Here is a 25,048-nt window from a genome sequence, read left to right on the forward strand (position 1 = left end):
CCGCCTTCCGCTCCCACTGACCAGGACCGACCGCTACTGGTCCGAGCCGCTGCCGACCGCCGAACCGACCGCGGGGCCAGCAATCAGCCGTCGGGCAGCTCACCTACTTCCCCAGCCCGACGAGTCCGATCATCACCGGCGCCAGCGCCACGATGAGGATGGCCCCGGCGATGTCGAAGGAGAAACCGGTGCGGATCATCTTCGTGATCGGCACGGCTCCGGTGCCGTAGACGATCGCGTTCTGCGGTGTGGAGACCGGGAGCATGAAGCCGAACGACGCGGCGAAGGTAGCGGCCATGGCCGGCACGAACGGGTCGATTCCGGCCGCCTGACACAGTGGGATGACGATCGGCACGATCACGGCCGCAGCCGCGGTGTTCGACGTCGTCTCCGAGATCAGGATCGCGAGCACCACGGACACCGCGGTGATGGCGAAAAGGCTGGTCACGCCCATTCCGTCGGCGAATCCGGTGCCGATGGTCTCGGCCAGACCGGTGTCGGCCAGGAGCGCACCGAAGATGATGCCGCAGCCGAAGAGGATGATCGTGCCCCAGTCGATCTTCGCCGCCTGCGTCCAGGTCAGGGTGGGTTCGCGACGCTTCCAGTCCACGGGGAGGATGAACAGCAGCGCGGCTCCGATGACCGCGACGATCCCTTCGTCGAGGCGGGAATCGAGGAAGTCATAGATCTGCGAATCGGTGCCCGTGAACAGTGCGGCGAAGGCCGGCAGCAGCCATAGCAGCACGGTGAGACCGAATGCGAAGAGCGTGTTCTTCTCGGCGCGCGACACCGGTCCGAGTTCGGCCAGTTCCTTCTTCACGTACTCCTCGACGCCTTCGATCTTCCGAATCTCGGGCTTGTTGAGCAGGAACAGCACGACCGCAAGGATGACGAACATCGCCACGCAGATGGGCAGGGCCACGGCCATCCACTGGCCGAAGGAGATCTTCTCCCCCGTGGCCTCTTCGATCAGCCCCCGGCCGATGAGGTTCGGCGGAGAGCCGACGGGCGTGAGCAGTCCACCGACGCTCGCACCATAGGCGAGCATGAGGAGGAGGGCAGCACCCACCCGCAGCCGCAGCGGGTCGAAGTCCTTCTTGACGATGCCGCGCTGCTGCATGAGTTCGGCGATGACGGCGAGGATGCCGAGCGCCGTGGGCATGAGCATCGCCACGGTCGCCGTGTTCGACACGAAGGCCGAGAGCACACAGGTGATCAGACCGAACGCGATGATCACGCGATAGACCGACTTCCCGACTCCGGGCAGCGAGAGGACGGTCAGAGCCAGCCTCTGTGCGATGCCGTGATGCAGCATCGCCTGGGCGAGAATGAACGCGCCGATGAACGTGAAGATCGTCGAGGAGCCGAACGGCCCGACCGCGTCTTCTGCCGGAACGATGCCGAGGACGACCACGGCGCCGACGCCGATGAGCCCACCGATGGGGATCGGCACGGGTTCGGTGATCCAGAGGACGATGACGCCGAGGAGGATCGCCGCGAGCATGTGCTGCTGATAGGTCAGCCCCATCGGGATGATGGCGAAGATGATCGCCACGAGGGGCGCCAGGACGAAGCCCGAAGTCATGCGGGCGCGTTCGAACCTCTCCTCCCGTGGGGAGAGCTTCTGTTCGCTGAGACTGCGGAACGTCTTGCCACCGAGAAGGGCTTCACGCACGTCGGTCATGACGCCTGAAGAGCCGCCACTGCCGGATTTCTGCGAAATATTCACCGTCATTGGTCCTTTCATCGCTGTCGTCTCAGCCTGACCGACCACCGGCAATTAGTCCAAGGCCGATTTTCAATGCCACCGATAGGATGCACCTATGGACATCCGTCAACTCCGCCAGTTCCTCGCCATCGTCGACACCGGGAGCTTCACCAAGGCAGCGGACTCGCTCCTCGTTGCGCAGCCGTCATTGTCACAGACGATCAAGGGACTCGAGCGGGAGCTCGGGGTCACGCTGTTCCATCGCGTCGGACGCAGGGTCACCCTCAGCGAGGCGGGCAGGGAGTTCGAAGGTCCGGCCCGGCTCGTCGTTCGCGACCTCGAAACCGCCGAGGCGCATGTGCGGGGACTGCGCGGACTGCGTTCCGGGCGGGTTCAGATCGCTGCGATGCCCACCCCGAGCATCGAACCGCTCACCTCGCTGCTGTCGACCTTCTCCCGCGACCACCCGCATATCACCTTCGATCTCAACGGCACGTTCACGGTCGACGAGACGATCGAGGCGGTCCGGCACGGCCGCAGTGAGATCGGGCTCCTCGGCGGCCGGGGTCCGCTGTCGGTCGCCGACCTCCGCGTCGTCCCGCTGGCCGACCAGCCGCTCATGCTCGCACACAGCCCTCTCACCTCCGGGATCACCGGCGCCGAGGCGGTCGATCCGGCATCGCTGTCCGGCTCCCGTTTCATCGTCTCCCATTCCGGCTCATTCATGCGGTCGTACGTCGATGAGCTCATCGCCGATGGAATCGAGATCGAGATCGTCGCCGAGGTTGCCCACCGGAACGCCATCCTCCCCCTGGTCAGGGCCGGCATCGGCCTTGCCGTCCTCCCCTCGTCGTGGCAGGCCTTCGCCGACGCCGAAGAGGTGGGTCTCGCCCCGATCGTCGGAGCCCCCGCCTTGCAGGTATCGGCAGTATCACGCACCGAGGGACTCACTCCGGCGGCGGCTCGACTCCTTGAACTCGCCGCTGAGCTCGACACATGACCCGACGTCGCGGCCGGGGGCCGGGTCCGGATCCGGCCGCGACGCCGGCACCGGCCCAGCACCCGATGTATAGGTTGCAGCTATGTGACTGATCGTTTATGAGTCTTGGACTTATGGGTGATTCGGGCGCTCAATGGAGACACGAGCCGCAATCGCACCACATGGTGCGGGTTCGGCATCCACACCAGCACTCCAGAGCAAGGACGAACCATGACCGAGACGCAGACCTTCTCCATCGCCTCCATTCCCGGCGACGGCATCGGCGGCGAGGTCGTCGCCGCGGGCCTTCGGGTCCTCGACACGATCGCCAAGCAGTCCGAGGGAGCGATCGAGTTCGAGGTCACCGAGTTTCCGTGGAGCTCCGAGTACTACCTGAAGAACGGGTACTACATCCCGGAGGGTGGACTCGACGAGCTGCAGAAGCACGACGCCATCTATTTCGGCGCGGTCGGCTCGGCCGATGTCCCCGACCACACCAGCCTGTGGGGTCTGCGCCTGGCGATCACCCAGCCCTTCGACCAGTGGGCGAACATCCGCCCGGTCACCTTCCTGCCCGGCGTCCAGTCTCCCTTGCACAAAGCCGATGACACCGAACTCGACTGGATCGTCGTCCGCGAGAACAGCGAAGGCGAGTACGCCGGCATGGGTGGTCGCAACCTCTCCGGACGCGGCCCCGGCAACGAGGTTGCCCTGCAGACGAGCCTGCATACGGAGAAGGGCTGCGAGCGCATCATCCGCTTCGCCTTCGACCTTGCGCGCACCCGAGCGGTGAAGAAGGTCTCGAGCGTGACGAAGTCGAACGCGCAGCAGTTCGGCATGGTGCTCTGGGACGAGGTCTTCGCCCGAGTCGCTCAGGACTACCCGGACGTCGAGACCGAGAGCGTCCTCGTCGATGCGATGAGCGCGAAGTTCGTCCTCCACCCCGAGCAGCTGTCGGTGGTGGTCGCGTCCAACCTCCACGCGGATATTCTCTCGGACCTGGGCTCAGCACTGGCGGGAAGCCTCGGCCTCGCGGCGAGCGCGAACCTCAATCCTGACCGCCGCTTCCCCTCGATGTTCGAACCCGTCCACGGTTCGGCCCCCGACATCGCCGGACAGGGGATCTCGAACCCGATCGGCGCGATCTCCTCGGCAGCGCTCATGCTCGACGAGTTCGGACTGAACAATGAGGCCGACCGGGTGCGCCAGGCCATCGAGAAGGCCACCGGAGCAGGGATCCTGCCGCGCGACCTCGGCGGAGAGTCGAACACCGTCGAGATGACCCAAGCCATCGTCGCTCAACTCGAAGCCATCCACGCCGAACAGCCCGTCAGCGCATAAGCACCAGCGCGCCAAAGCACCTGCGACCGTGTGCTCACCGATTCCTCGGTGAGCACACGGTCGCCGAGCCGCTTCAGTGAGCAGGCGGCCGCCGGCCCGGCTCACTCGTGGGTGTGGGTCTCCTGTGCGGCGTCCTTGGCTCGGTCGAATTGGAAGGTCGAGTGCTCGATCGCGATCTCGAAGTGCTCGGCCAGACATTCCTGGAGGGCGCCGAGGATCCGCAGAGCGTGCCCGTCGTAGAAGCATTCGTCAGCGAGGACCACGTGCGCGGTGAGCACGGGCAGGTTCGAATCGATGCGGGTGACGTGCAGGTCATGGACTTCCCGGACGTGCTCGATCCCTTCGATATGCTCCTTGACCTTCTCCAGGTCGAGCTCCTTCGGCGCCGCTTCGAGGAGGATCGAACCGGTCTCGCGGAGAATCGCGAAGGCACGCGGCACGATGAGCGCGGCGATGACGAGAGCAGCGACGGCATCGGCGCGGTCCCAGCCGAAGAGCCAGATCGCCACGGCGGCGATGATCACCGCGACCGAGCCGAGCGCATCGGCGATGACCTCGAGGAACGCCGCCTTGAGGTTGAGAGAGGCTTCCTTGGATGAGCTGAGGATGACGATCGAGACGATGTTGCCGACCAGGCCGATGGCGCCGAAGAGCAGCAGCCCCGGGCCCGGCACCTCGGGAGGCACGAAGAAGCGGCGGATGCCCTCGATGAGGCTGTAGACACCGAGTCCGAGCAGCAGGGTCGCCTGAGCACCGGCAGCCAGCACCTCCGCCCGCCGGAATCCCCAGGTCTTCTGACCGCCTGCAGGCTTGTGCGCCAGGGTGGCGGCGAAGAGCGCGATGCCGATGCCGATGAGGTCGACGGCGTTGTGCCCGGTGTCGATGAGCAGCGCAAGGCTGCCCGTGACGACGGAGCCGATGAGTTGGAAGACGAAGATCGCGACGACAATGGCGAAGACCGCGCCGAGGCGACGCCGCGAACCGGTTGAATGTGCATGATCGTGAGCCATGGGAACCTCCTGACCCCCTCACATTAACATATGCACATTTATTTATGCATCACTGTGAGGGTTCGAGAGAAAGGAGAGTCGGAGCCCTGCCGTGACCCAGCGCGGCAGAAGCGAGGGAGCCTGGGCAGGCGAACGCGACGTCGGTGCTCCCGGCGACTCCGGTTGCTGGACAGTCTTTGGTCGATCCACCGTGATCCGCGCGCCAGAATCACGGTGGATCGACCAAAGAATCCCACAATCACGGTGGTTCCACCCGCAGGAGACCTGACCGATGACGACAGCGGCCGCCGAGGTGGTCCTCGACGGCCGCTGGTTGCGTGGTGCAGGGGCTGGATGCGCGGTGCAGGGGCTGGCCGCGTGGTGCAGGAGGCTGGTTGCGCGGTGCGGACTTTCCCACACGGACGCCCTGAGTTCAGCCTTCGGATTTCCGACCGTCCTCGTTGCCTTCGCCAGCGTCGCCGCGACCGTTCTCGCCGCGACCGGATCCGTCGGCACCGCCACGTTCGGCGTTGCTGCTTCCGGTGTCGTCGAGGCGGCGCTTCGCCTCGTCGATGTAGCCCTGCACGTCGAATCCGGTGGCCTTCTTCACGTCATCGCCGATCCGGTCGAGGTCGATGCCGCTCTCGTCGAGGAACGCCTTCGGATCGAAGTTCCCTCGATTCGACTTCCGTCCGGGACCGTCGGAGACGACCCCGTCGACGACCTCGCCCGTACCGCCGACCGAGCTCGCGGAGCCGCTGCCCGTCGAGCCTGCACCACCCGGGCCACCCGTACCGCCTGGGCCACCCGTACCGCCATTGTCGCCCGATCCCGAATTATCGGGCCCGTCCGAACCGCCAACGCCGTCCGAACTGTTCGACCCCGAACCGCCGCTGTCGCCCGACCCGCCCGAGCTCTTCGCCTTGGCGACGAGGTCGGTGAGGTCGACGCCGGTCGTCCCACGGACCACCTCGAGGACCTGCGAAAGGTTGTTCGACACCGAGTTCGCGAGCTTGGATTCTCCGTCGGTGGACACGATCGAGAGATCCTTGATGTTCGCGTACGGCGCCACCAGCTCGCCGGCGACGGAGGGCAGCACCTCAAGCACCTTCGACAGCACGGCAGCATCGTTGAACTGCTTGTAGGCCTCGGCCTGTGCCCGCAGCGCTTCGGCTTCCGCCTCACCACGTGCCCGGATCGCGGCGGCCTCGGCCTCACCTTCGAGTCGGATCGCTTCGGCGTCCTTCGACCGGCGGTGGAGTTCTGCGGCAGCCTCGGCGCGACCTTGGGCTTCGATCTCATACGCCCGGGCATCGGCGGCGGCCTGCTGCCGGTAGCGTTCGGCGTCAGCCGGACGGCGAACCTCGGCGTCGAGCTGTTCGGCTCGCAGCTCCGCGGCTTCCTTCGCCACGATCCGGTCCTTCTCGAGCAGCTTCTGCTTCTCGGCCGCGGCGGCGAGCGGGCCCGCGTTGTCCGCGGAAGCCTGCCGTTGATCGGCCTCTTCCTTCAGGGCTGCGCGGCGCAGGGCGAGCTGCTGCTGCTGTTCGGCGATGGCCTGGTCGGTCAGCGCCTGCTGCTTCTGGGTCTCCTCGTTCTGCTGGGCTTCCTCGACGGCCGATGCGCGGCCGGCATTCGCCTCAGCGATGGCGGCGTTCTTCGCCACCTCGGCGGCCTGCGGACGACCCCAGTCGCGCAGGTAGCTGCCCTCGTCCTCGACCGCGGAGATCTGGAACGTGTCGATGATGAGGCCCTGGTTGTTCATCGAGTGCGCGGATTCCTCCTGCACCTGAGCGGCGAAGGAGGCGCGGTCCTGGATGATCTGCTCGACGGTGAGCGTGCCGACCACGGCGCGCAGGGTGCCGGAGAGGATCTCCTTCGAGTAGTGGTCGATCTGGTCCTGCTGATCGAGGAAGCGCTGCGCGGCCTTGCGCACATCGTCCTCGGTGCCGCCGACCTTGACCTGAGCGACGCCGCGCAGACGCAGCGCGATGCCGTTGATCGAGATGCCGTCGATCTCGACGGAGATCTGCCGCGAGGACAGAGAGAGGATGAACGCCTTCTGCACGATCGGATAGACGACCGAACGGCCGCCGATGACGATGCGACCGGTCCCGGATGCCCCCGAGGCGTTCCGGCCGGTGATGATGAGCGCCTCGGACGGGGACGCGATCTTGTAGGAGCGCAGGATCACGAACAGAACGATCAGAATGATGAGGACGAGGACGCCGATTCCTCCGACGCCGAAGAGCAGGTCCATCGGTGGGCCTTTCATTGCAGTGGGGTGTGCAGTCGGCCGATGACCGGCCGGTCCCACTCATCCTAGGCGAGCGCGTCGACGCGGAACAGTGCCGTCTTCCGCCGAGGCGGCCCGGCACCTTCCCCGGGTCCGCATCTGCCTCGATCGCAGACCCACCCCGCACCGAGGCGGCCCGGCGGAACCGGGAGCGAGCTCGGTTCGGGTCAGGATCCGGGAGGACCGACCGTGAGCAGGACGACGAAAACGATGATGACGATGACCAGGCCGACACCGAGCGCCAGCCACGGAGAGCGCAGCGCCCAGGCGACGAGCTTCTCGATGGGACCACGCGGTGCGCGACCGTCGGCACCGAGGCCCCAGCCGCCGGAGAGCGCCCCGGCGCGAGCCGAGACGATCTCGAAGGGCACGGTGGCGAACGGAACGATCGCGGACACGAGCCCCATCACGAACCGGCCCCACCCCCACCGCTGCGAAACACCGACGAGGATGACGGCGAGGACGAAGCAGAGGAAGACGAACCCGTGGACGCTGCCGCCGATGCGCACCCCCACCTCGGTGGTCTTGGTCCCGTATTTGAGGATCATGCCGATGATGAGCATCGCCCAGGTGATGGCCTCGGCCACGGCGAAGAAGTTGAAGAAACGTTTGGGAGTCACGGTCAACCATTGTGCCGTGTGCAGGTGGGTGAGCGCTGAATGCCTCCACCGACTGAGCGGGGGCGTCTCAGCACGGTGCGGAGCGTGGACCCGTTGACCGGCTGAAAGGGCACGCCAGGTGAATCGAGCTGTGAATGGGCACACGGGCCGGCAAGCTTTCTCAGTCGCCGGCCCGCGTGGATCAGGGCCTCACCTCAGCGGGGGAATCATCCGGGAATCGATCGCGATGATGCCCCGCCTCGGCGATGGATCGTCTCCGCCGCTCAGCGCTTGCGGCGGCGCGAGCCCATCGTCATCGCAACACCGAGCACGATGAGTGCCCCGGCCGAGATGACCAGCGGCAGTGCCTCGTTACCGGTGCGCGGCAGGTCTCCTCCGCCGCCACCGCCTCCGGAGCCGTCCTCAGCGGCGACGACCTCGAAGGACCCGTTCAGCGGATCTCCGCCGTCACAGTCGACGGTGACCGCATAGGTGCCGATGTAGGTCTCGGCCTGCGACTCATCGAGTCCGCGGACGCCGAACCGTGCGGCGGTGTCCTCGCCGACCTCGGCTGTCTGCTCGAACTTCTCGATATTGCCGTTGCCCGGGTCGACGGTCATCGTCGCGGTCGTGTCTGCGGTGCAGCCGGTCGCGGTGACCTGGACACCCTTGTCACCGACGAAGTCATCGGCCTCGATCGTCTCCGGATCGACGCTCAGCGCTCGCTCACCCGCAGGAGGATCGGTCGGGTCGGTCGGCGGATCGGTGGGATCCGTCGGCGGGTCCGTCGGAGCATCGACGAGGTCGTAGGCCAGCGTGTGCACCGCGAATGCGATCGCCGGAACGAAGATGTCCATCGAATCGCGGTTGACGTTCTCGATGGTGTCCGACGGTTGATGGTAGTTCGTATCGTGCTTGGCACCGACCGTGCCGCCGAACATCTCGGCCTCCTCCGCGGTCTTCGTGCCGTCGGCGCCGGAGAACAGGCCGCTGGCGGGAATGCCGTTGTCGATGAACGCCTGGTAGTCCGAACGTCCGGAGAAGTCCGTGCCGACGTTGGGCTGATCGTTGTCGGCGAAGTAGTCGGTGAAGACCTTCTCGAGCTCGGCAGAGCCTGCGGGGACGTTGACCCCATCGGGGATCGGCACATCGGAGCCGTCGGAGTCGAGCGTGCCGACGATGTAGTTGTCGGAGCCGATCATGTCGAAGTTCATATATGCCTTGATCTTCGACAGTTCGCTGTCATCGAGGCTCTCGACATAGTGGGTCGAACCGACGAGTCCTTCCTCTTCGGCGCCCCACCATCCGAAGCGGATCGCGTTGTCGGCGTCGGTGGGCTGCTTCGCCAGCGCTTCGGCCGAGGCCAGCAGGGCCGCGGAACCGGAGCCGTTGTCGTTGACGCCGGGGCCTTCGGCGACGCTGTCGAGGTGGGCGCCGAACATCTGGACGTTGTCGTGGTCGCCGGCCTTGGTCTCGGCGATGACGTTCCACGTCGTCGAGGTGACGTATTCGGTCTCGAGGGTGAAGTCCGCAGTGAGCGCGGCGGCCGCTGCGGCCTCGTCGTCGGCCGTCGCGTCGTCGACTGCTTCGTCGTCTGTCGCCTCATCGCCGCCGGAGAGTCCTGTGTCCTTTTCGGCGTCGCCGTTCTCGGCCTTCTCAGATGCCGCCTCGGCTTCGGCCGCTTCCTCGACCTTGGACAGGAGATCCTGGCCGACGTTGTAGGTGACCGTCACCGTCGGTGTGCCGTTCTCGATCCGCTCTCCGAGAGTGGCATTGAGCGCCTCATCGGGGTTGGCGGAGTCGTTGTTGTAGATGATGAGCGCGGCGGCACCGGCGTCGGTGGCGGCCTGCGCCTTCTCCCCGAACGAGCACTCACCTCGAGCGGCGAGGACGAGCGCGCCCTCAGCCGAATCGTCGTAGTCGTCGGCGGAGCAGCCGAGCTGTCCTCCGGCCAGGTCGCTGTTGTCGTCATCGACCGGCAGGACCACAGGGATGCCGGTCAGCGGCTCGTCGGTCGCCTCGGTGTAGCTTGCGGTCGTGACGTCGACCTTCTCCCCGTCGATAACGACCTCGACGGTGCCGTCCTTCTGCTGTTCGTGTTCGAACGACTGGCGCTTCACGTCGAAGGCTCCGGTGGCTTCGAGTGTGTCCTCGACGTACTCGACCGCCTCTTCATAGCCAGGGGTGCCGAGGGCGCGGAATCCCTCATCCGCATGGGAGGTGGAGATGCCGGAGATCTTCTGCAGATGCTTCATCGCGGCGTCGCCGGTGACGCCCATATCGGTGTGTTCGGTCGGCCCTGCGGTGCCGGCGGCCAGTGCCGGACTCACCCCTCCGAGGACCAGTCCGGCTGCGGCGGTGACCGCCAGCCAGCTCTTCGTGCGCAACTTCATGGAGTTCCTTTCGCTCCGTCATGTGCCTGCAGGAATCGCTGGGCGGGCGCACCGGAATCGACCGTCACGGCATGGTCGCCACACCGGCTCCGGCCCTTCGTCTGCGCTTGCGGGGAAGTTCGATTCTGACGTTTCGCCGCGATCCGTCGTTGGTAACGAATCACATCTGACTGTGACGAAACGGTGACACAACTCACATTGGGCTTTAATCTAGCCCACATTTGCGGGGTTTAATGTCACGAATTGATAACAACCGGTCACCGAATGGTTTCGCGCTTCTCACCTGTGCCGAAGTCCGACCATACGACTAGACTCGGACCAGTGACGACCAACGATTCCGCAGGAGGCGCCCAGCCCGCCGCTCCCGACGGGCGGACCATTCGCCGCTGGCAGCGCTACCTCGCCAACGAGCGGCTCGAGGAAAGGGTCTACCGCGACCTCGCCGAACGCCGCAAAGGCGAAGACAGGGAGATCCTCCTCAGCCTCGCCACCGCCGAATCGCGCCACCAGGAACACTGGATCGAGCTCCTGGGCGAGCACGCGGAGAAGCGTCGGTCGGCCGACCTCGTCACCCGCTGCCTGGCCTTCTTTGGCCGCATGTTCGGCTCCGTGTTCGTCCTCGCGCTCGCGCAGCAGTCGGAGACGAGCTCTCCCTATGAGGACGACGATGCCGCCTCGGCGGAGATGGCCGCCGACGAACGCATCCACGCCGAGGTGGTCCGAGCGCTGGCCGCCCGATCCCGAGCCCGCCTGTCGGGGAACTTCCGCGCCGCCGTCTTCGGCGCCAACGACGGACTCGTCTCAAATCTCGCCCTCGTCCTCGGCGTCGGTGCCGCAGGAGTCTCCAACACCGTCATCCTGCTGACCGGCGCGTCCGGACTCCTCGCCGGAGCCCTGTCGATGGGTGCCGGCGAGTACATCTCCGTACGGTCCCAGCGCGAACTCCTCGACGCCTCGACCCCGGACCCCGAATCCCGGCACGCCCTGGCCGACCTCAACATCGACGCCAACGAACTCGCGCTCGTCTTCCGCGCCCGCGGCATGGACGCCCGCGAGGCCGAGGCCCGAGCGAATCGCGCGATCGCGGCGGCGAAGAACCAGCAGCCCCCGAAGCTGCCGGCCATCGATTCGGGAGTCGATCGCGATGAGCTCGGCACGGGCCTCGGTGCCGCTCTGTCGAGCTTCTGCTTCTTCTCCTCCGGCGCGCTCATCCCGATCCTGCCCTACATCTTCGGCATGACCGGGCTGCCCGCTGTGATCCTCTCCGCCGGCCTGGTCGGCATCGCCCTGTTGTTCACCGGCGGCATCGTCGGCCTGCTCTCGGGCAAGTCCCCGGGACCGCGGGCCCTGCGCCAACTCGGCATCGGCTTCGGCGCCGCCGCCGTGACCTATGTCCTCGGCCTGTTCTTCGGAGGCACTGCATGACCGACCCGCTCATCCTCGTCGACCCGACCGATGCGACGTTCGCGCTCACCGAGCTCACTGCCGCACAGCTGCCGGTCACCGACCTCTCCGCCCACCGTGGGGACGGCATCTTCGAAACTGTGCTGGTCAGCGCGCGTGAGGACGGGTTCACCGTCGTCTCGCGGGACCGCCACTTCGCACGCTTCCGCACGTCCGCCTCGGCGCTGGATCTGCCCGAGCCCGACCCCGCGCTCTGGGATCGGGTCCTCGACGAACTGATCGCCGAGGTGACCGCCGCCGATCCGACGATCGCCGAGTTCGGGATCCGCTATGCACTCTCGCGCGGCGAGGTGGGTGCCGCCGGGGCGGTCCGCCCGCGCGGGTGGGCATTCCCCGTGCCCGTGGACTCACACATCCGCACGGCCCGCGAACACGGCGTCACCGCCGTCAGCCTCGATCGCGGCTTCGATGCCTATATCGGCAGCAAGGCTCCCTGGCTGCTCATCGGAGCCAAGACCCTGTCCTATGCGGTCAATCAGGCGGCCGGTCGCTATGCCGGTCAGCAGGGCGCCGACGAGGCCCTGTTCGTCTCCCACGACGGCATCGTGCTCGAAGGGCCGACCGCGAACATCATCATCCGCCGAGGCGACCGCCTGCTCACGCCCGATCCCGCAGCGGGACTGCTGTCGGGAACGACCCAGCGGCTGATCTTCGATCGTGCCGAGGAGCTGGGGCTGAGAGCCGAATACGCCGACCTCGTTCTCGAAGACGTCAAGACCGCCGACGGCGCGTGGTACGTCTCATCGATACGCACGGCCGCGGCGCTGCGAGAACTCGACGGGAATGCGATCGCCGTCGACGACGCCCTGACGCGCCGCCTCCAGGAGATCGTGCGACACGGCTGACGTTCGTGGCTGAACCGGGCAGCTGAACAGTGCAAGTGGACTGCACGTTCGAACTGGTCTTCTGAAGTGGGGGATGCGCTGCCCCGAGCGCTCAGGCTCGGGGCAGGGCGTCGGCTCTCGCCGACGAGGGGAGAGTGAAGGCGAGCACGAGCCCGAGGATGCAGGCCGCGCAGCCGGTCAGCCACAGCACCCAGAAGATGCCGGCGAGACCGGGCAGCAGCGCCAGGAAGAACCCGAGGGCACCGCAGACGAACAGTCCGGTGACGACCCGAGTCTTCCATTTCCTCAGCATGACGCGCCTTTCTCAGCTCCGCCTCGGCGAGGGTCTTCCCTTACCCCGACCGAAGCGTGCTCTCAAGCTATCCGGGTCACGACCGAAAGCGCATCCCCCAAAAGTATGAGATTCAGGGACTTTCTGACTATTCCCCGGGTACGCTGGCACCGCTGAGAGGCGTGCGCCACGTCCTGAGTTAGTGTTGACTCGGACGGAATACGTTCACACGACTCGAACGGTCGTGGGACCTGGCCTCAAGGAAAGGACACGAGCATGGGAAAGCTCGCTTGGCAGATCATCGGCGTGGGAGCGCCCATCGCAGCCGCGTTCGTCGCTCGCAAGACCCTGACCGTCGCATGGGAGAAGTCGACGAAGCGTCCGGCGCCGTCGAACCCTGTCGACGATGAGATCTCCATGTCCGAGGCCCTCGCCTGGACGATCGTCTCAGGAGTCGGCGTCGCGGTGGCTCAGCTCGTCGTGCAGCGCATCGCCGCGAACACCGTGCGCAACAACTTCGGCGATGCCGCCCTGCCGAAGAAGTTCCGCAAGCAGGTCGAAGAGGCCACCGACTGACCCTCGTCGGCGGATCGTCGCCGACTGAACAGTCCGGGACCTGCACCCATCGACCGGGTGCGGGTCCCGTTGTCGTTTCTCGTTCGCTCTCACCGGGGAGTTTCGCACTCGGAGGCAGGTTGACCCTCGGATATCGTCGAACCCGATTCGGGCCTCAGAGGCGGTCGAGGATCTCGGCGAGGTGCGCGGCGTCGATCTGACCCGGAGCCGAGGCCTGGCCGATCTGCGCGAATGTCGCGCAGCTGCCGAAGTCCGCGCCCATGATCCGGCTGGTCCGGCCCAGCCGGCCCATCGAGATGCCGAGCACGGGGCACCCCAGCTCCGCATGCGCCTCGGCGGTCGCGCCCAGCAGACGGGCGACATCGGCCGGGGTCTGCGGCATCATCGCCGCCTTCGCCACATCGGCACCGGATGCGGCCATTCTGCGGAAGGTGGCGATCAGGTCCTCACGTGAGTCCGTGGACTCGAAGTTGTGGTGGGAGGCGACGACCGGGACTCCAACCTCACGCGCCTCGGCGATGAGGGCACCGGCCTCGGCTCGGTCGATCTCGATGTCGAGGGCAACGGGAACGGACCCTGCTCCGGACAGTCCCGCCACGAGGCGGCGGGCCACCTCGGCGTACTCATCCTCAGCGATATCGACCGCCCCGCCTTCGAACCCGGTGCGCAACGTCACGAGCACCGGCAGGCCGGCCGTGACCGCGCTCGGGAGCAGGGTCAGGACCGCCTCGGCGCGCTCCGCACCGTCTCCATCGCTGCCTGCCAGCAGCGGATCGATGCGCCATTCCACGACGTCGACGACGCTTGTCCGGGCCGCCTCGGCACAGTCAGAACTCAACTCATCGGCATCGACGGCCTGAGTGGGCACGATGACGGAAGGACGTAGCGGATTGCGCACGGCGGGCGTACCTGCGGCAGGATTGAGAAACGGCAGAGGCAACATCACTCAAGCGTAAGCGCTGTGCGGCGCGCGCAGGCAGGAGGACACAGGTGGAGACGCGGCAGGAGATGAGGATCAGCACGTGCGACGGATTCCCGCTCGCGGTGCAGGTCAGCGGCCCGCCCGCAGCTCCGGCCCTGCTTCTGCTCCAGGGCCAGGCGAACTCGCACGAGTGGTGGGACGGCCTCCGTGAGGACTTCGAACCGCAGTTCCGCACGATCACCTTCGACTACCGCGGGACGGGCGGCAGCCGTGGGGAGCTGGACGGACTGTCGACCGCGAGCTTCGCCGCCGATGCCGCCGAGGTGCTCGACCACCTCGGTGTCGACCGCGCATGCGTCTACGGCACCTCGATGGGCGGGCGGATCGCACAGATGCTCACCCTCGACTTCCCCGAGCGGGTGAGTGCGCTCGTGCTCGGCTGCACGACCCCGGGTGGACCGCACGCGGTCAAACGCCCGCGCGAAGTCGGACAGAACCTCGCCCGCCTGCACGGCAAGGAGCACACCCGTTACCTCTTCGACCTCTTCTACACTCCCGCATGGACCGTGTCGGCGAAGTACAGCAAGCTGCTCGGCGATGACTCGATGACGGCCGCCGAGTCCGCGGCCCACTTGCGCATCAGCGCAGGTCACGACGCCTGGGACCGGCTGCCGGAGATCACCGCTCCGACACTGGTCATCCACGGCGACGAGGACCGGATGAACCCGGTCGACAATGCCCGCATCCTCCATGAGCGCATCGCCGGCGCGCAGCTGCTCATCCAACCGGAAGGACGCCACGGCTTCTTCGAGGAATTCGCCGAGGTGGTCACCCCGGCCGTCTTGCGTTTCCTCACCGAATCGCTCGGCATCGGCTCCTGACCTTCAGCCCGATCGACCCCGAATCGCACCCCGTGAGGCAAGGGCGCCTTTCACAGCAAAGATCGACAGAGAGTAACAAACCGAATAAGGGCACACCTACATGGTCCAAGCAATCTTTATAACAATCAAGTAACGTACATACTCTTATCTTCGCAGGTCAGACGGGTAGTCAAGTTCGCCACTCCACTCAACCGCACAAAATTCTCCGTTGAAAATCCTGAATAAAACTACAATGGGGAGTGAGAAATCCGTGCGCGGTGGGGCCGCAGTGCGATGAACCGGAATCGCATTCGCCGAATCGCGAAACGGGGGTGAAGCCTCTCGTTCTTGCGGAGGGTCAAGAATGCAAGGAGGAAACGCGTGAGCGTTGTCAAAGCATCAAACGTGTACAAGGTCTTCGGCAAGCGCCAGAACGAGGTCGTCAAGCGCCTCGAAGACGGCGCGGACCGTGATGACCTGACCAAGCTCGGAACCGCCGCTGTCATCGACGCGAGTTTCGAGGTCGAAGCCGGCGAGATCTTCGTCGTCATGGGCCTGTCGGGGTCCGGCAAGTCCACACTCATCCGTACGCTCAACGGCCTGTGGCCGACCACCTCCGGGTCGGTCGAGGTCTTCGGCACCGACATTGCGAAGATCGATGCGGCCGCCCTGCGCAAGGTTCGCAGCGAACACATCTCGATGGTGTTCCAGCACTTCGCGCTGCTGCCTCACCGCACGGTCCGCGACAATGCCGCCTACGCCCTTGAGATCCGCGGAACGGCGAAGGCCGAACGCGACAAGGCCGCCGACAAGTGGCTCAAAGCCGTCGGACTCGACGGCTGGGGCGACAAATTCCCCGAGCAGCTCTCCGGCGGCATGCAGCAGCGCGTCGGCCTCGCCCGCGCATTGGCTGCGGAGACCGACATCCTCCTCATGGACGAAGCCTTCTCCGCGCTCGATCCGCTGATCCGCCGCGAAATGCAGGAACAGCTCGTCGAACTCCAGTCCGAGCTGCAGAAGACCATCATCTTCATCACCCACGACCTCAATGAGGCGATGTTCCTCGGCGACCGGATCGCGGTCATGCGCAACGGCCGCATCGTTCAGGTCGGCACCCCAGAGGACATCCTCACCGATCCGGCCAACGACTACGTGGCTCAGTTCGTCCACGACGTCGACCGAGCCCGCGTGCTCACGGCCAACAACGTCATGGAGAAGGCACGTCAGACCGTGTCGAACCAGAACGGGCCTCGCGTCGCTCTCCGCAGCATGCGAGAGAGCAACTCCTCGGCGATCTACGTCACGGATCGGCACCGGAAGTTCCTCGGCGTGGTCTACGACCGCGACTGCATCGACCACCTCCGCAAGGGCGGAACGACTCTGGACGAGATCATCAAACCGGCAGCTCAGACGGCCTCTCCCGACGATCTGCTCATCGATCTCTTCCTGCCGTCCTCAGAATCTCCGCTGCCGGTGCCGGTGACCAATGAAGACGGTCAGCTGGTGGGCGTGGTGCCCCGCGCGACCCTGCTGGCGGCCCTCGGCAATCAGAACGGCAACGACGACGCACCCCAGGAAGAGACCGCTCCCGAGTGGCCCGAGCCTGTGGACTCCGGTCTCATCGATCAGGTCCTCGCCGAAACCGGTGATGCGACCGAAGCCGATGCCGCGAACGAAAGGGGCGCCCTCTGATGGAGAACATCCGTATTCCCGTCGGCACCTGGGTCGACTCCGCCTTCGACTGGCTCAAAGACAATGTCGCCTGGTTCTTCGACGCCGTGACCTGGCTGTTCAGCCTGCTCATCGACATCCTCACGGATGTGCTCGTCGACCTCCACCCGCTGGTGATCATCCTCATCCTCGCGCTGCTCGGCTGGGTGCTGCGGTCCTGGCAGATGGCCCTGGGCACTGTGATCACACTGTTCTTCATCATGACGATGGATCAGTGGGTGGCCTCGATGCAGACACTGGCGCTCGTCCTCATCGCCGCTGTCATCGCCGTCATCATCGCCATCCCGGTCGGCATCCTCGCCGCGCGCAACGATACGGCCTCGACCATCATCAAACCGGTGCTCGACTTCATGCAGACGATGCCGGCCTTCGTCTACCTCATCCCGGCCGTGACCTTCTTCAGCATCGGCGTCGTGCCCGGCCTCGTGGCCACGGTGATCTTCGCCCTGCCTCCAGGTGTGAGGTTCACGGAACTCGGCATCCGCGGCGTCGATTCGGAGACGGTCGAAGCCGGACAGTCGTTCGGCGCGACACCCGGCCAGATCCTCCGCGGGGTGCAGCTGCCGTTGGCCACGCCGACGATCATGGCGGGCATCAACCAGGTCATCATGCTCGCCCTGGCCATGGCGGTCATCGCCGGCATGGTCGGCGCCGACGGACTCGGAAAGAACGTCGTCGAAGCGATCGCCACCCAGAACCTGCCGCTCGGCGTCGAAGCCGGCCTCGGCGTCGTCATCATCGCGGTCTACCTCGACCGTGTGACCGCTGCGCTGGGCAACGCCAAGGACTATCCGGCCTCGCTCGTCGCCGTCATGCGCCGCCGCAGCGCGAAGAACAAGGCTGCGGCCGCAACCGCCCAAGCGTGATCGCTCAAGCGTCGGGCACACATTCGGACAAGTCGACTACTAGAGAAAAGGAACACACCATGAAGAGAAGATTCCTCACCCCGATCGTCGCTGCTGTGGCAGCACTCGGCCTCGCTCTGACCGGCTGCTCGCAGGAAGCCTCGAAGGACGACGGCAGCGGAGGCGGAGACAAGGGCGATATCAAGCTCGGCTACGTCACCGGCTGGGCCGACGGTCAGAGCCTCTCACTCCTGCTCGAAGACCAGCTGGGCAAGATGGGCTACAACGTCGAGACCGAGACCTTCAGCGACGCCGCCGTCCTCTACGCCGGTGTCGCCAACGGCGACATCGACATCTACCCCTCTTCGTGGCCCGAGGTCACACACAAGCAGTACATCGACAAGTACGGCGACGACCTCGAGGACCTTGGCGCATACTACGACAATGCGGTGCTCACCATCGCCGTGCCGAAGTACATGAAGGACATCAACTCCATCGAGGACCTCAAGGGCAAGGGCAAGGACTTCGACGGCAAGATCGTCGGCATCGAGCCCGGCGCCGGTCTGACCAAGGCCACGAAGGCGATGATTCCCGAATACGGTCTTGATGGCGAGTACGAACTCGTCACCTCGTCGACGGCTGCTATGCTCACCGAGCTCGGCAATGCCACCGACAAGGAAGAGGACATCGTCGTCACCCTGTGGCGTCCGTTCTGGGCCAACAACGAATACCCGGTCAAGGACCTCAAGGACCCGAAGGGTGCGATGGGTGATCCTGAGAAGCTTCACTTCACCGCAACCAAGGGCTTCGGCGAGGAGAACTCGGACGCTGCCGACTACATCGGCAAGATCAAGATGGATGACAAGCAGTACGGTGAGCTCGAAGACCTCGTCGTCAACAAGCACAAGGACGACGGCGAGAAGGCCGTCGCCGAATGGCTGAAGGCCAACCCCGACGCCTACGACGGCGAATTGACCGACGACAAGTGATCGATGCGCCACGGCGATCATCGCGCTGACGGAGAATTCGCCTTCTCCTCTCTGCGGCGGCAGCCACATCTGACAGTGCCCTCCCGGCTTCTCGGAGTCGGGAGGGCACTGTCGTCTCAAAGAGCACTGTCGCCGGGCGGGGCACTGACATCTGCAATGGCACCGACATCTGAGATGAACCAACGGCAGACCGGAGGAGACTCATAATGACGAGCTCCGCCACCCTCGACACCTTCGTCGGCTCGCTGACCGTGACCAGTGACGACAGTGCTGTCGTCGGTCTCGAATGGACCACCCCCGCCGAGGCGGTCGGGCCTCCCGCTGCCCCCGTCTCGCCCCGAATCGGAACCGTCGCACCCCGAAACGGAACCGAACCAACCGAACCGAGTGCGGACTCACCGACCGACCCCGGCAATCCCCTCCTCAACGAGGCGGTTGCCCAGCTGCGCGCCTACTTCGACGGCCGCCTCGGCGATTTCGATCTGCCGGTCGACTTCGGCCAGGTCTCGGACGTCGCTCGCGCCGTGCTCACAACCCTGTCCGAACGAGTGCCCGCAGGCACGACCATGATATACGGTGAGCTCGCGGAGGCGAGCAGCACAGGCATTCCGGCGCGCGCCGTCGGCGGGATCACGGGCCTCAATCCGATTCCGATCATCGTCCCCTGCCATCGGGTCGTGGCCAGTGACGGACTCGGCGGGTATTCGGGCGGACTGCCGGGTCACGGGCTCGAGACCAAGCGGCGCCTCCTCGAGTTCGAAGACGCTCTGCCGCAGCCGCTTTTCTGAACACCGGCCCGCCCGGCCCGTTCACCCATCGAAGAGCCCCTGACCGATGTAGCCCCCGTCCGAGGTTCCCGGTGGGATCGCCCACACGGTCGACCCGATCGGGGTCGTCCACTCGTTGAGCAGGTCCACCTCGGCGAGGCGGCGTTGGATCGGCAGGAACTGCCGCTCGATATCGGCCTGGAACGACGCGAACATCAGCCCTGCCCCTTCCCCCGCACCGGACTCGTAGTTGTACGTGCGGCGGTGGATCTGGACTTCCGGGCCGAACCCGTCGCGAGCGCGAGCGATATGCGCGGCCTTCGAGATCCTCGTCAGTCCCCGCTTGTCCACGGCGGTGAAGTCGGGGACGTCGAACTCGTCCGCGCCCGACAGCGGCGCACCGATGTCCAGGGTCCGCCCGGTGGAGAACTCTCTGGCCGGCCGGTCGGCCTTGTCCCAGGTGTCGAGGTTCATCGCGATGTCGCGCAGCACCAACGTCGTGCCCCCGTCCAGCCAAGGCGGAAGGTGCGATCCGAGATCGGCCGGCGGCTCCCCGCGGGCTGAGAACACCGGATCCGCACTCTCCGTGGCCTGCCCCCAGATGATCCGCGCGAAGTCTTCGGATCCGGGCCCGGGGTTGGCGGTGCCGTCGAGCTGACCGAAGAGGTTCCGCTGCGTCTTCCCCTCCCCCGTGGAACCATAGGCGCGGCGGAATCCGCTGCGCTGCCAGGCCACCTCGGCGAAGGTTCGGGTGTCCTTGAACAGCATCCGCCGGGCATGGGCCACGGTCAGCGGATCGTCGCCGCAGATCTGCAGGAGCAGATCACCCGTGCACCGGTCCGGGTCGAGATCATCGATCCGGAACTTCTCCAGGGGCTGCAGCCAGTCCGGCACACGCTGCTTGCCCGCCAAGGCGACGAGGCCGGGGCCGAAGCCGAAGGTCACGGTCAGCCGCGCGGGATCGGCGGTGAGTTCGGACTCGGAATCGGCCAACGGGGGTCTGCCCTGGGTCAGGGCGGCCGCGTCCGCGGTGAGCAGCCGGAGCCAGCGGACGGCCTCAGCGGCTGTGATCCCCGGTTTCATCGTGAACGCGAGGAAGTGCGCGTGCGCTTGGGGTGGAGTTTCGACACCTGATTGACGGGTGCCGTAGAACGGTTCGATCTCAGCCCCGTTCGCTCCGTTCAGATCCCGCCGAGGCGGCCCTCCGTCACCGTCGGATGAGCCGGCCGATCCGGGCCCGTACCGGCCGAGTTCGAACCCCGCCGTCGCACCGACGAGTCCGACGCCTCCGGCCGCAGCCGTCGAGGTCAGGAGTCCTCGGCGGCTGAAACCGGACCGTTCGTGCTCAGTGTTCACCGTGGTCTCCGTCGTCGGCGCCATCGGCCTCGCCTGGAGCGTAGTCCTCCTGGGCTCCGGAGTACTCCTTGGCCACGGCCGTGACCTCGGTGGTCTGGTCATCGGCGGTGACGAGCTCGACGGTGATCTGCTCGCCCGGTCTGATCGCCTTCTTCAGGCCCATGATCATGATGTGATCGCCGCCGGGCTTGAGGCTGAGACTCTTCCCGGCCGGGATCACGAAGCCGCCCTTCTTCTCCTGCATCGACATGCCGCCCGATCCGTCTTCGGTCGTCTCGTGGAGCTGGACCATCTCCGCGTTCGAGTACTTCGCCTCGACGAGGTTGATGTCGCGATCGGTGCTGTTGTGGAGTTCGCCGAAGACAGCTGTCATGCCGTCATCGGCCGCTTTGACCCAGGCGTGGTCGAGGCTGAGCCCCGTAGCGTCGACCTGGGTTGGGGCGACCTCGCTCGGTTCGGTCCCAGAGGCCTGACTGTCGGACTGTCCGCAGCCGGAGAGGCCGAGCGCGACGGCGATGGGCAGGGCAAGGTCCAGTGTGATGTTCTTTCGCATGATGTCTGCACTTTCGTCTTTCGGTGCAGTCGAGCATGGTTCGTATCGGCGCGGGCAGGGCCGGGTCACTGCCGGCAGGTGCGCACGGCGCGCTTACGGGATGCTCGACTGCACCACATGATCGGCGGCCGCCTCTGTGCGGGCGGTCATCCGATGATGGGTGGTGGGCGGCGAACTGTGTCGCCGCAGGTGAGGTGTCAGACGAGTGCGGGTGGTCCGCGGCGATAGTTCGGACCGATCACCGCCGAGGCGACCGCATGCGGGAGTCGGAACCGATCGCCGAGCGAACGGGACGGATGCTCGGCAAAAATGCCGGCCGCCTCGGCGAGGGCCTGCAGGGCACCGATCACCGGGCCCAGGGCCAGCTGCAGGATGCTGAGGACGATGTCCTCGCCTCGCTTGAGGATGACCGCTGTGATCGCGACGGCGACGATGTGGGCGAGGAGCATGCCCGTCGAGGTGTCGCCGTGGCCGGCGTGGCCGAGCGCCGCTGCGGCAGAGCTGAGGTCGAGTGAGCCGGAGGCAGGGACGATATGCCCTGCATGGGCACCCGTTCCGATCCCCGCCGAGGCGGCTTGCCCACCTGTGTGGGCGCCTCCGGTCATCGCGGCATGACCGCCTGTGTGGGCGCCTCCATGACCGCCGGCCGACCAGCCCATCGTCACGTGCATGAGCACCTGCCCGAGTCCGAGCAGTGCGGTCAGCGCAGGGTATCCGAGTCGTCGACCGGCCAGGATCATCGCCGCCCACAGAACGAGGACGAAGACGATGCCGGTGCCGATCGGTGAGGCAGCGCCGCCCGCGCCGACGTGCATGAGCAGCGCAAGGAGAGTGGTGATGAGGGCGGCGAAGATCGCACGCACGGACTTCGTCCATCCGCTCATGTCCCCTCCTCCACTCCTTCACCGAGGTTGCCCCGCCGAGGTTGTTCTACCGACGTTGCCTCACGGAGATTGCCTGACCGGGATCGTCTCACTGGGTCGATGTGCGCCCGCCGAGTCGACGTGCGCCCGCGAGCGATCACTTGTCGAGGGCTGATTGCACAGCCCGCTCACACATTCTACTCAAAGTAGAAGTGAGTCGAACCGCTCCTCGTAGGAGCCGTCATCGGTGGGCGACGGGTCTACATCCGCAGCCAGGTGTCGGCGGTCTCCTTGACCATCGCGCCGGCATCCTCGGCGGCATCGAACCAGGTGACGGGTTCGCCTTTGGGGTCGGTGGTGGAATCGGAGAGGACGATGACGTCGAAGTTGCACACGAGAGCAGCCATCGCCGAAGCATAGACGGCACCCGGGGCATCGTCGCCGCCGGCGATGACGATGCGGTCGACGGCCATATCATGGAGCCCCGCGGCTAAGTCACTGACACCCTCGAAGATGTCGGGGTTGTCCGAACGGAGGACGAGGTCCTCGTCGTCGGGCACGAAGATGCTCAGTTCCTCGTCCGGAGTGTCGGCGAGGTCCTCTTTCGTCGAGGCGAAGATGAGCACTCCGCCTACGGCTCGTGTGCGGGTGACGATGTCGCCGAGGGTCTCCATGGCGTCATCGCTGGGGTAGCTGGCGTCGTCGGTGTCGATGAGGAGCAGAGCATCCATACACCAATCGTGCCACGCCGCGCGGATTCAGGCGAAGTGGGGCGGTCGGGACCATCGCGAGCTCGGCTCGACCGGAAACGCCGATTTGCCGCTCAGACCTCGGATCGACGTGCCTTGTCGTATATGTCGAATACCCTCGAACGTTCTAATTTATTTCATATTTTTTTCGAACGACGTGTTGTTTTATCCGACTCGTTCGATTAGAATGATCATAACAACAACGATGTTGGTGAATGGATCGCTGAAGATGACTCTCACACCCGAAGACAAAGCCGAGGACGCTCCGGATCGCGGTGCCCCCAAGGCTCCACAGAGCAGCGGACACCCCCTGCTCGCCGATGAGGAGTGGGCAGATCTGACGCGCTTTGCACCCGAGGTCACCGAGGCGATCACCCATCTGATGGATCTCAAAGACGGACTGCGCACCTTCGATCGCGCAATGGGGCCCGACCAGGCGATCATGCTCGTCGACGGCGTCGAGGCACTCAACCGCATCAACGACGCTCTCTCTACGCTGGCACTCGCGGTCTGCGAACGCGTCGGCACTCCCAGTGAGTACGGGGCGAAGTCCACCAAAGCCCTCATTGAGAATCGTCTCAATCTCAGCGGAGCCGAGGCTCACCGTCGCACCGAGATGGCGAAGAACCTCGGCGGTCGGGTCGACTTCACCGGACAGGCCCTCCCACCCGTCTACCCTCTCGTCGCCGACGCGCTCCACGCCGGTACGATCTCTGCCGGCCAGGCGACCGTCATCGAGAGCTGCATGAAGAAGGTTCCGGCATGGGCAGACGAGACCGTCCGTACAGACATCGAGAAGCGATTGGTCACCAACGCCCCCAAGGTGCGTCTGAAGGACTTGCGGGAGATCTTCGATCGACTCATGGGCCACATCGATCCCGACGGCAGCGAACCGGTCGACCCCACCGACCGGTCGAAGTACTGCGTGAATCTCAAGGCCCGCAACAACGGCGACTGGGAACTCTCGGGTCTGCTCGACCCGGTCGCCGGCGGCACGCTCAACGGTCTGCTGACCTCGCGCATCCAGAGCGCCAAGGAGGCAGCCGAGGCGACGACGACTCTATCGGACGAGGCAACGACTCCCGCTGAGTCCGACGACGAACTGCTCGACATCGTCGACGCCGTCCTCTCCGGCGAGCGCCACGACGCGGTGAAGGTGCCCACGCCGGAGCTGCGAGGTGCCTCAGGCGAACGCCCTGCCGCCGACACTCCAGGAATCGGTGTCCGCACCGACGGCCGCGTCATCGACATGAGCGGCGAGCAGCCGTCCGTGCGCGAGTGGATCTACGAACGGTTCGCCGGTCTCGTCTCCACGATCGACAAACAGCGCACCGCCGCGGGCGCACCCTACGCCTTGGTCATCACGGCGAAGGCTGAGGACGTCGCGACCGGACAGGGCACAGCGACGACAGGCAGCGAGAACCCCGTCCCCATCAGTGAGCTCGCGGCCAACGGCCTCAACGGATCGGTGTTCTTCCACCTCATGAGCGATACTGCAAAGACCGTGCAGGTCGCGACCGAACAGCGTTTCGCCAACCGCAAGCAGATCGCCGTCATCACCGCCCGCGACCGCGGATGCACTTTCCCCGGATGTGATGCGCCGCCCGGATGGTGCGACGTCAACCACGTCGTCCCCTACAGTGCCGGAGGCGAGACCGACATCAACAACCTCATGCTCGCGTGTTCCTATCACCACCACCTGCTCGACCGCAGCGAGTGGGAGACGCACATGCTCCTCGACGGGCGACCCAGCTGGGTGCCTCCCTCCACGGTCGACCCCGCCCGCACACCGATCCTGCACTCCCGCTTCATCGCGGACGACATCATCGACACGCTCTTCGACGATTAACTGCGGCACCACGGCTCCAGGGGACAGCTGTGCCCCTCACGGCCTGCGTTGTGCCATGTGACGGACATGCACCCTGGCCACACCTGGCTGATCCGGCCGCTCCTGT

General features: G+C 65.8%; 22 protein-coding genes. 11 read left to right on the forward strand and 11 right to left on the reverse strand.

Annotation, left to right across the window (positions count from 1 at the left end; all coding sequences use genetic code 11):
- Positions 1–103: 103 nt before the first annotated feature.
- The gene (locus tag GUY23_RS17180; RefSeq protein ID WP_166974739.1) at positions 104–1,684 is read right to left on the reverse strand and encodes an SLC13 family permease; all 1,581 of its coding nucleotides are present in this window, start codon (positions 1,682–1,684) and stop codon (positions 104–106) included.
- Positions 1,685–1,823: 139 nt separating this feature from the next.
- On the opposite strand from GUY23_RS17180, the gene GUY23_RS17185 reads away from it, so the two are divergent.
- Together GUY23_RS17185 and GUY23_RS17190 are read left to right on the forward strand one after the other, a co-directional pair.
- The gene (locus GUY23_RS17185) at positions 1,824–2,708 is read left to right on the forward strand and encodes a LysR family transcriptional regulator (protein WP_166974742.1); all 885 of its coding nucleotides are present in this window, start codon (positions 1,824–1,826) and stop codon (positions 2,706–2,708) included.
- A 210-nt stretch (positions 2,709–2,918) separates the two neighbouring features.
- Positions 2,919–4,028 carry a tartrate dehydrogenase gene (locus GUY23_RS17190; protein ID WP_166974745.1) on the forward strand — a complete coding sequence of 370 codons (1,110 nt, stop codon included), beginning with the start codon at positions 2,919–2,921 and terminating at the stop codon, positions 4,026–4,028.
- A gap of 101 nt (positions 4,029–4,129) precedes the next feature.
- On the opposite strand, the gene GUY23_RS17195 is transcribed toward GUY23_RS17190, so the two are convergent.
- The 4 genes from GUY23_RS17195 to GUY23_RS17210 all read right to left on the reverse strand — a co-directional run bounded on the left by GUY23_RS17195 (position 4,130) and on the right by GUY23_RS17210 (position 10,302).
- A complete protein-coding gene (locus tag GUY23_RS17195; RefSeq protein WP_166974748.1) occupies positions 4,130–5,038 on the reverse strand; it encodes a cation diffusion facilitator family transporter in 909 nt (302 codons plus the stop codon).
- A gap of 412 nt (positions 5,039–5,450) precedes the next feature.
- A complete protein-coding gene (locus GUY23_RS17200) occupies positions 5,451–7,274 on the reverse strand; it encodes a flotillin family protein (protein ID WP_166974751.1) in 1,824 nt (607 codons plus the stop codon).
- Between the two features lie 203 nt (positions 7,275–7,477).
- The gene (locus GUY23_RS17205; RefSeq protein WP_166974754.1) at positions 7,478–7,930 is read right to left on the reverse strand and encodes a DUF3817 domain-containing protein; all 453 of its coding nucleotides are present in this window, start codon (positions 7,928–7,930) and stop codon (positions 7,478–7,480) included.
- Positions 7,931–8,193: 263 nt separating this feature from the next.
- Complete coding sequence (locus GUY23_RS17210) at positions 8,194–10,302, reverse strand: M28 family peptidase (RefSeq protein WP_166974758.1); 2,109 nt, start codon at positions 10,300–10,302, stop codon at positions 8,194–8,196.
- A gap of 321 nt (positions 10,303–10,623) precedes the next feature.
- Here GUY23_RS17210 and GUY23_RS17215 point away from each other — a divergent pair, with 321 nt between their 5' ends.
- Positions 10,624–11,727: a VIT1/CCC1 transporter family protein gene (locus GUY23_RS17215; RefSeq protein WP_228282507.1), complete on the forward strand. Its 1,104-nt coding sequence runs from the start codon at positions 10,624–10,626 to the stop codon at positions 11,725–11,727.
- On the forward strand, positions 11,724–12,611 hold the full coding sequence (locus GUY23_RS17220) for an aminotransferase class IV (RefSeq protein ID WP_166974764.1): 888 nt from the start codon (positions 11,724–11,726) through the stop codon (positions 12,609–12,611). Before GUY23_RS17215 ends, GUY23_RS17220 begins: the two co-directional genes overlap by 4 nt.
- A 91-nt stretch (positions 12,612–12,702) precedes the next feature.
- Here the strand turns inward: GUY23_RS17220 and GUY23_RS17225 are convergent, their stop codons facing one another.
- Positions 12,703–12,903 (reverse strand): hypothetical protein, encoded by a 201-nt coding sequence (locus tag GUY23_RS17225; protein WP_166974767.1) that lies wholly within the window; start codon positions 12,901–12,903, stop codon positions 12,703–12,705.
- Between the two features lie 255 nt (positions 12,904–13,158).
- On the opposite strand from GUY23_RS17225, the gene GUY23_RS17230 reads away from it, so the two are divergent.
- Positions 13,159–13,458 carry a DUF4235 domain-containing protein gene (locus GUY23_RS17230; protein ID WP_166974770.1) on the forward strand — a complete coding sequence of 100 codons (300 nt, stop codon included), beginning with the start codon at positions 13,159–13,161 and terminating at the stop codon, positions 13,456–13,458.
- 154 nt (positions 13,459–13,612) lie between these two features.
- On the opposite strand, the gene aroD is transcribed toward GUY23_RS17230, so the two are convergent.
- Positions 13,613–14,401, reverse strand: coding sequence for a type I 3-dehydroquinate dehydratase (aroD, locus tag GUY23_RS17235; protein ID WP_166974773.1), 789 nt, complete (start codon positions 14,399–14,401; stop codon positions 13,613–13,615).
- Between the two features lie 65 nt (positions 14,402–14,466).
- Between aroD and GUY23_RS17240 the strand changes: the two genes are divergently transcribed.
- The 5 genes from GUY23_RS17240 (at position 14,467) to GUY23_RS17260 (ending at position 19,593) form a co-directional block, all read left to right on the forward strand.
- Positions 14,467–15,261, forward strand: coding sequence for an alpha/beta fold hydrolase (locus GUY23_RS17240; protein ID WP_166974776.1), 795 nt, complete (start codon positions 14,467–14,469; stop codon positions 15,259–15,261).
- Between the two features lie 360 nt (positions 15,262–15,621).
- Positions 15,622–16,932, forward strand: a complete 1,311-nt coding sequence (locus GUY23_RS17245) for a quaternary amine ABC transporter ATP-binding protein (protein ID WP_166974779.1) — start codon at positions 15,622–15,624, stop codon at positions 16,930–16,932.
- Positions 16,932–17,837 carry an ABC transporter permease gene (locus GUY23_RS17250; protein WP_166974782.1) on the forward strand — a complete coding sequence of 302 codons (906 nt, stop codon included), beginning with the start codon at positions 16,932–16,934 and terminating at the stop codon, positions 17,835–17,837. Before GUY23_RS17245 ends, GUY23_RS17250 begins: the two co-directional genes overlap by 1 nt.
- 59 nt (positions 17,838–17,896) lie before the next feature.
- Complete coding sequence (locus GUY23_RS17255; RefSeq protein WP_166974785.1) at positions 17,897–18,805, forward strand: glycine betaine ABC transporter substrate-binding protein; 909 nt, start codon at positions 17,897–17,899, stop codon at positions 18,803–18,805.
- A gap of 206 nt (positions 18,806–19,011) precedes the next feature.
- Positions 19,012–19,593: a methylated-DNA--[protein]-cysteine S-methyltransferase gene (locus GUY23_RS17260; RefSeq protein WP_166974788.1), complete on the forward strand. Its 582-nt coding sequence runs from the start codon at positions 19,012–19,014 to the stop codon at positions 19,591–19,593.
- 21 nt (positions 19,594–19,614) lie between these two features.
- Here GUY23_RS17260 and GUY23_RS17265 read toward each other — a convergent pair whose 3' ends face one another.
- From GUY23_RS17265 to GUY23_RS17280, 4 genes are all read right to left on the reverse strand, one after another.
- Complete coding sequence (locus GUY23_RS17265; protein WP_166974791.1) at positions 19,615–20,952, reverse strand: Dyp-type peroxidase; 1,338 nt, start codon at positions 20,950–20,952, stop codon at positions 19,615–19,617.
- Positions 20,918–21,481: a copper chaperone PCu(A)C gene (locus tag GUY23_RS17270; RefSeq protein ID WP_166974794.1), complete on the reverse strand. Its 564-nt coding sequence runs from the start codon at positions 21,479–21,481 to the stop codon at positions 20,918–20,920. Before GUY23_RS17270 ends, GUY23_RS17265 begins: the two co-directional genes overlap by 35 nt.
- A 197-nt stretch (positions 21,482–21,678) precedes the next feature.
- A complete protein-coding gene (locus tag GUY23_RS17275) occupies positions 21,679–22,365 on the reverse strand; it encodes a hypothetical protein (protein ID WP_166974798.1) in 687 nt (228 codons plus the stop codon).
- A gap of 239 nt (positions 22,366–22,604) precedes the next feature.
- A complete protein-coding gene (locus tag GUY23_RS17280) occupies positions 22,605–23,075 on the reverse strand; it encodes an isochorismatase family protein (protein WP_166974801.1) in 471 nt (156 codons plus the stop codon).
- A gap of 247 nt (positions 23,076–23,322) precedes the next feature.
- Here GUY23_RS17280 and GUY23_RS17285 point away from each other — a divergent pair, with 247 nt between their 5' ends.
- Positions 23,323–24,942: an HNH endonuclease signature motif containing protein gene (locus GUY23_RS17285; RefSeq protein ID WP_228282509.1), complete on the forward strand. Its 1,620-nt coding sequence runs from the start codon at positions 23,323–23,325 to the stop codon at positions 24,940–24,942.
- Positions 24,943–25,048: the final 106 nt, after the last annotated feature.

The organism is Brevibacterium atlanticum (assembly GCF_011617245.1).
Lineage (GTDB): Bacteria > Actinomycetota > Actinomycetes > Actinomycetales > Brevibacteriaceae > Brevibacterium > Brevibacterium atlanticum.

Coding starts and splice junctions, on each gene's coding strand:
- GUY23_RS17180 (WP_166974739.1), bottom strand. CDS start 1,684: ATGACCGACGTGCGTGAAGCCCTTCTCGGTGGCAAGACGTTCCGCAGT.
- GUY23_RS17185 (WP_166974742.1), top strand. CDS start 1,824: ATGGACATCCGTCAACTCCGCCAGTTCCTCGCCATCGTCGACACCGGG.
- GUY23_RS17190 (WP_166974745.1), top strand. CDS start 2,919: ATGACCGAGACGCAGACCTTCTCCATCGCCTCCATTCCCGGCGACGGC.
- GUY23_RS17195 (WP_166974748.1), bottom strand. CDS start 5,038: ATGGCTCACGATCATGCACATTCAACCGGTTCGCGGCGTCGCCTCGGC.
- GUY23_RS17200 (WP_166974751.1), bottom strand. CDS start 7,274: ATGGACCTGCTCTTCGGCGTCGGAGGAATCGGCGTCCTCGTCCTCATC.
- GUY23_RS17210 (WP_166974758.1), bottom strand. CDS start 10,302: ATGAAGTTGCGCACGAAGAGCTGGCTGGCGGTCACCGCCGCAGCCGGA.
- GUY23_RS17220 (WP_166974764.1), top strand. CDS start 11,724: ATGACCGACCCGCTCATCCTCGTCGACCCGACCGATGCGACGTTCGCG.
- GUY23_RS17225 (WP_166974767.1), bottom strand. CDS start 12,903: ATGCTGAGGAAATGGAAGACTCGGGTCGTCACCGGACTGTTCGTCTGC.
- GUY23_RS17230 (WP_166974770.1), top strand. CDS start 13,159: ATGGGAAAGCTCGCTTGGCAGATCATCGGCGTGGGAGCGCCCATCGCA.
- aroD (WP_166974773.1), bottom strand. CDS start 14,401: ATGTTGCCTCTGCCGTTTCTCAATCCTGCCGCAGGTACGCCCGCCGTG.
- GUY23_RS17240 (WP_166974776.1), top strand. CDS start 14,467: ATGAGGATCAGCACGTGCGACGGATTCCCGCTCGCGGTGCAGGTCAGC.
- GUY23_RS17250 (WP_166974782.1), top strand. CDS start 16,932: ATGGAGAACATCCGTATTCCCGTCGGCACCTGGGTCGACTCCGCCTTC.
- GUY23_RS17255 (WP_166974785.1), top strand. CDS start 17,897: ATGAAGAGAAGATTCCTCACCCCGATCGTCGCTGCTGTGGCAGCACTC.
- GUY23_RS17260 (WP_166974788.1), top strand. CDS start 19,012: ATGACGAGCTCCGCCACCCTCGACACCTTCGTCGGCTCGCTGACCGTG.
- GUY23_RS17265 (WP_166974791.1), bottom strand. CDS start 20,952: ATGGCGCCGACGACGGAGACCACGGTGAACACTGAGCACGAACGGTCC.
- GUY23_RS17270 (WP_166974794.1), bottom strand. CDS start 21,481: ATGCGAAAGAACATCACACTGGACCTTGCCCTGCCCATCGCCGTCGCG.
- GUY23_RS17275 (WP_166974798.1), bottom strand. CDS start 22,365: ATGAGCGGATGGACGAAGTCCGTGCGTGCGATCTTCGCCGCCCTCATC.
- GUY23_RS17280 (WP_166974801.1), bottom strand. CDS start 23,075: ATGGATGCTCTGCTCCTCATCGACACCGACGACGCCAGCTACCCCAGC.
- GUY23_RS17285 (WP_228282509.1), top strand. CDS start 23,323: ATGACTCTCACACCCGAAGACAAAGCCGAGGACGCTCCGGATCGCGGT.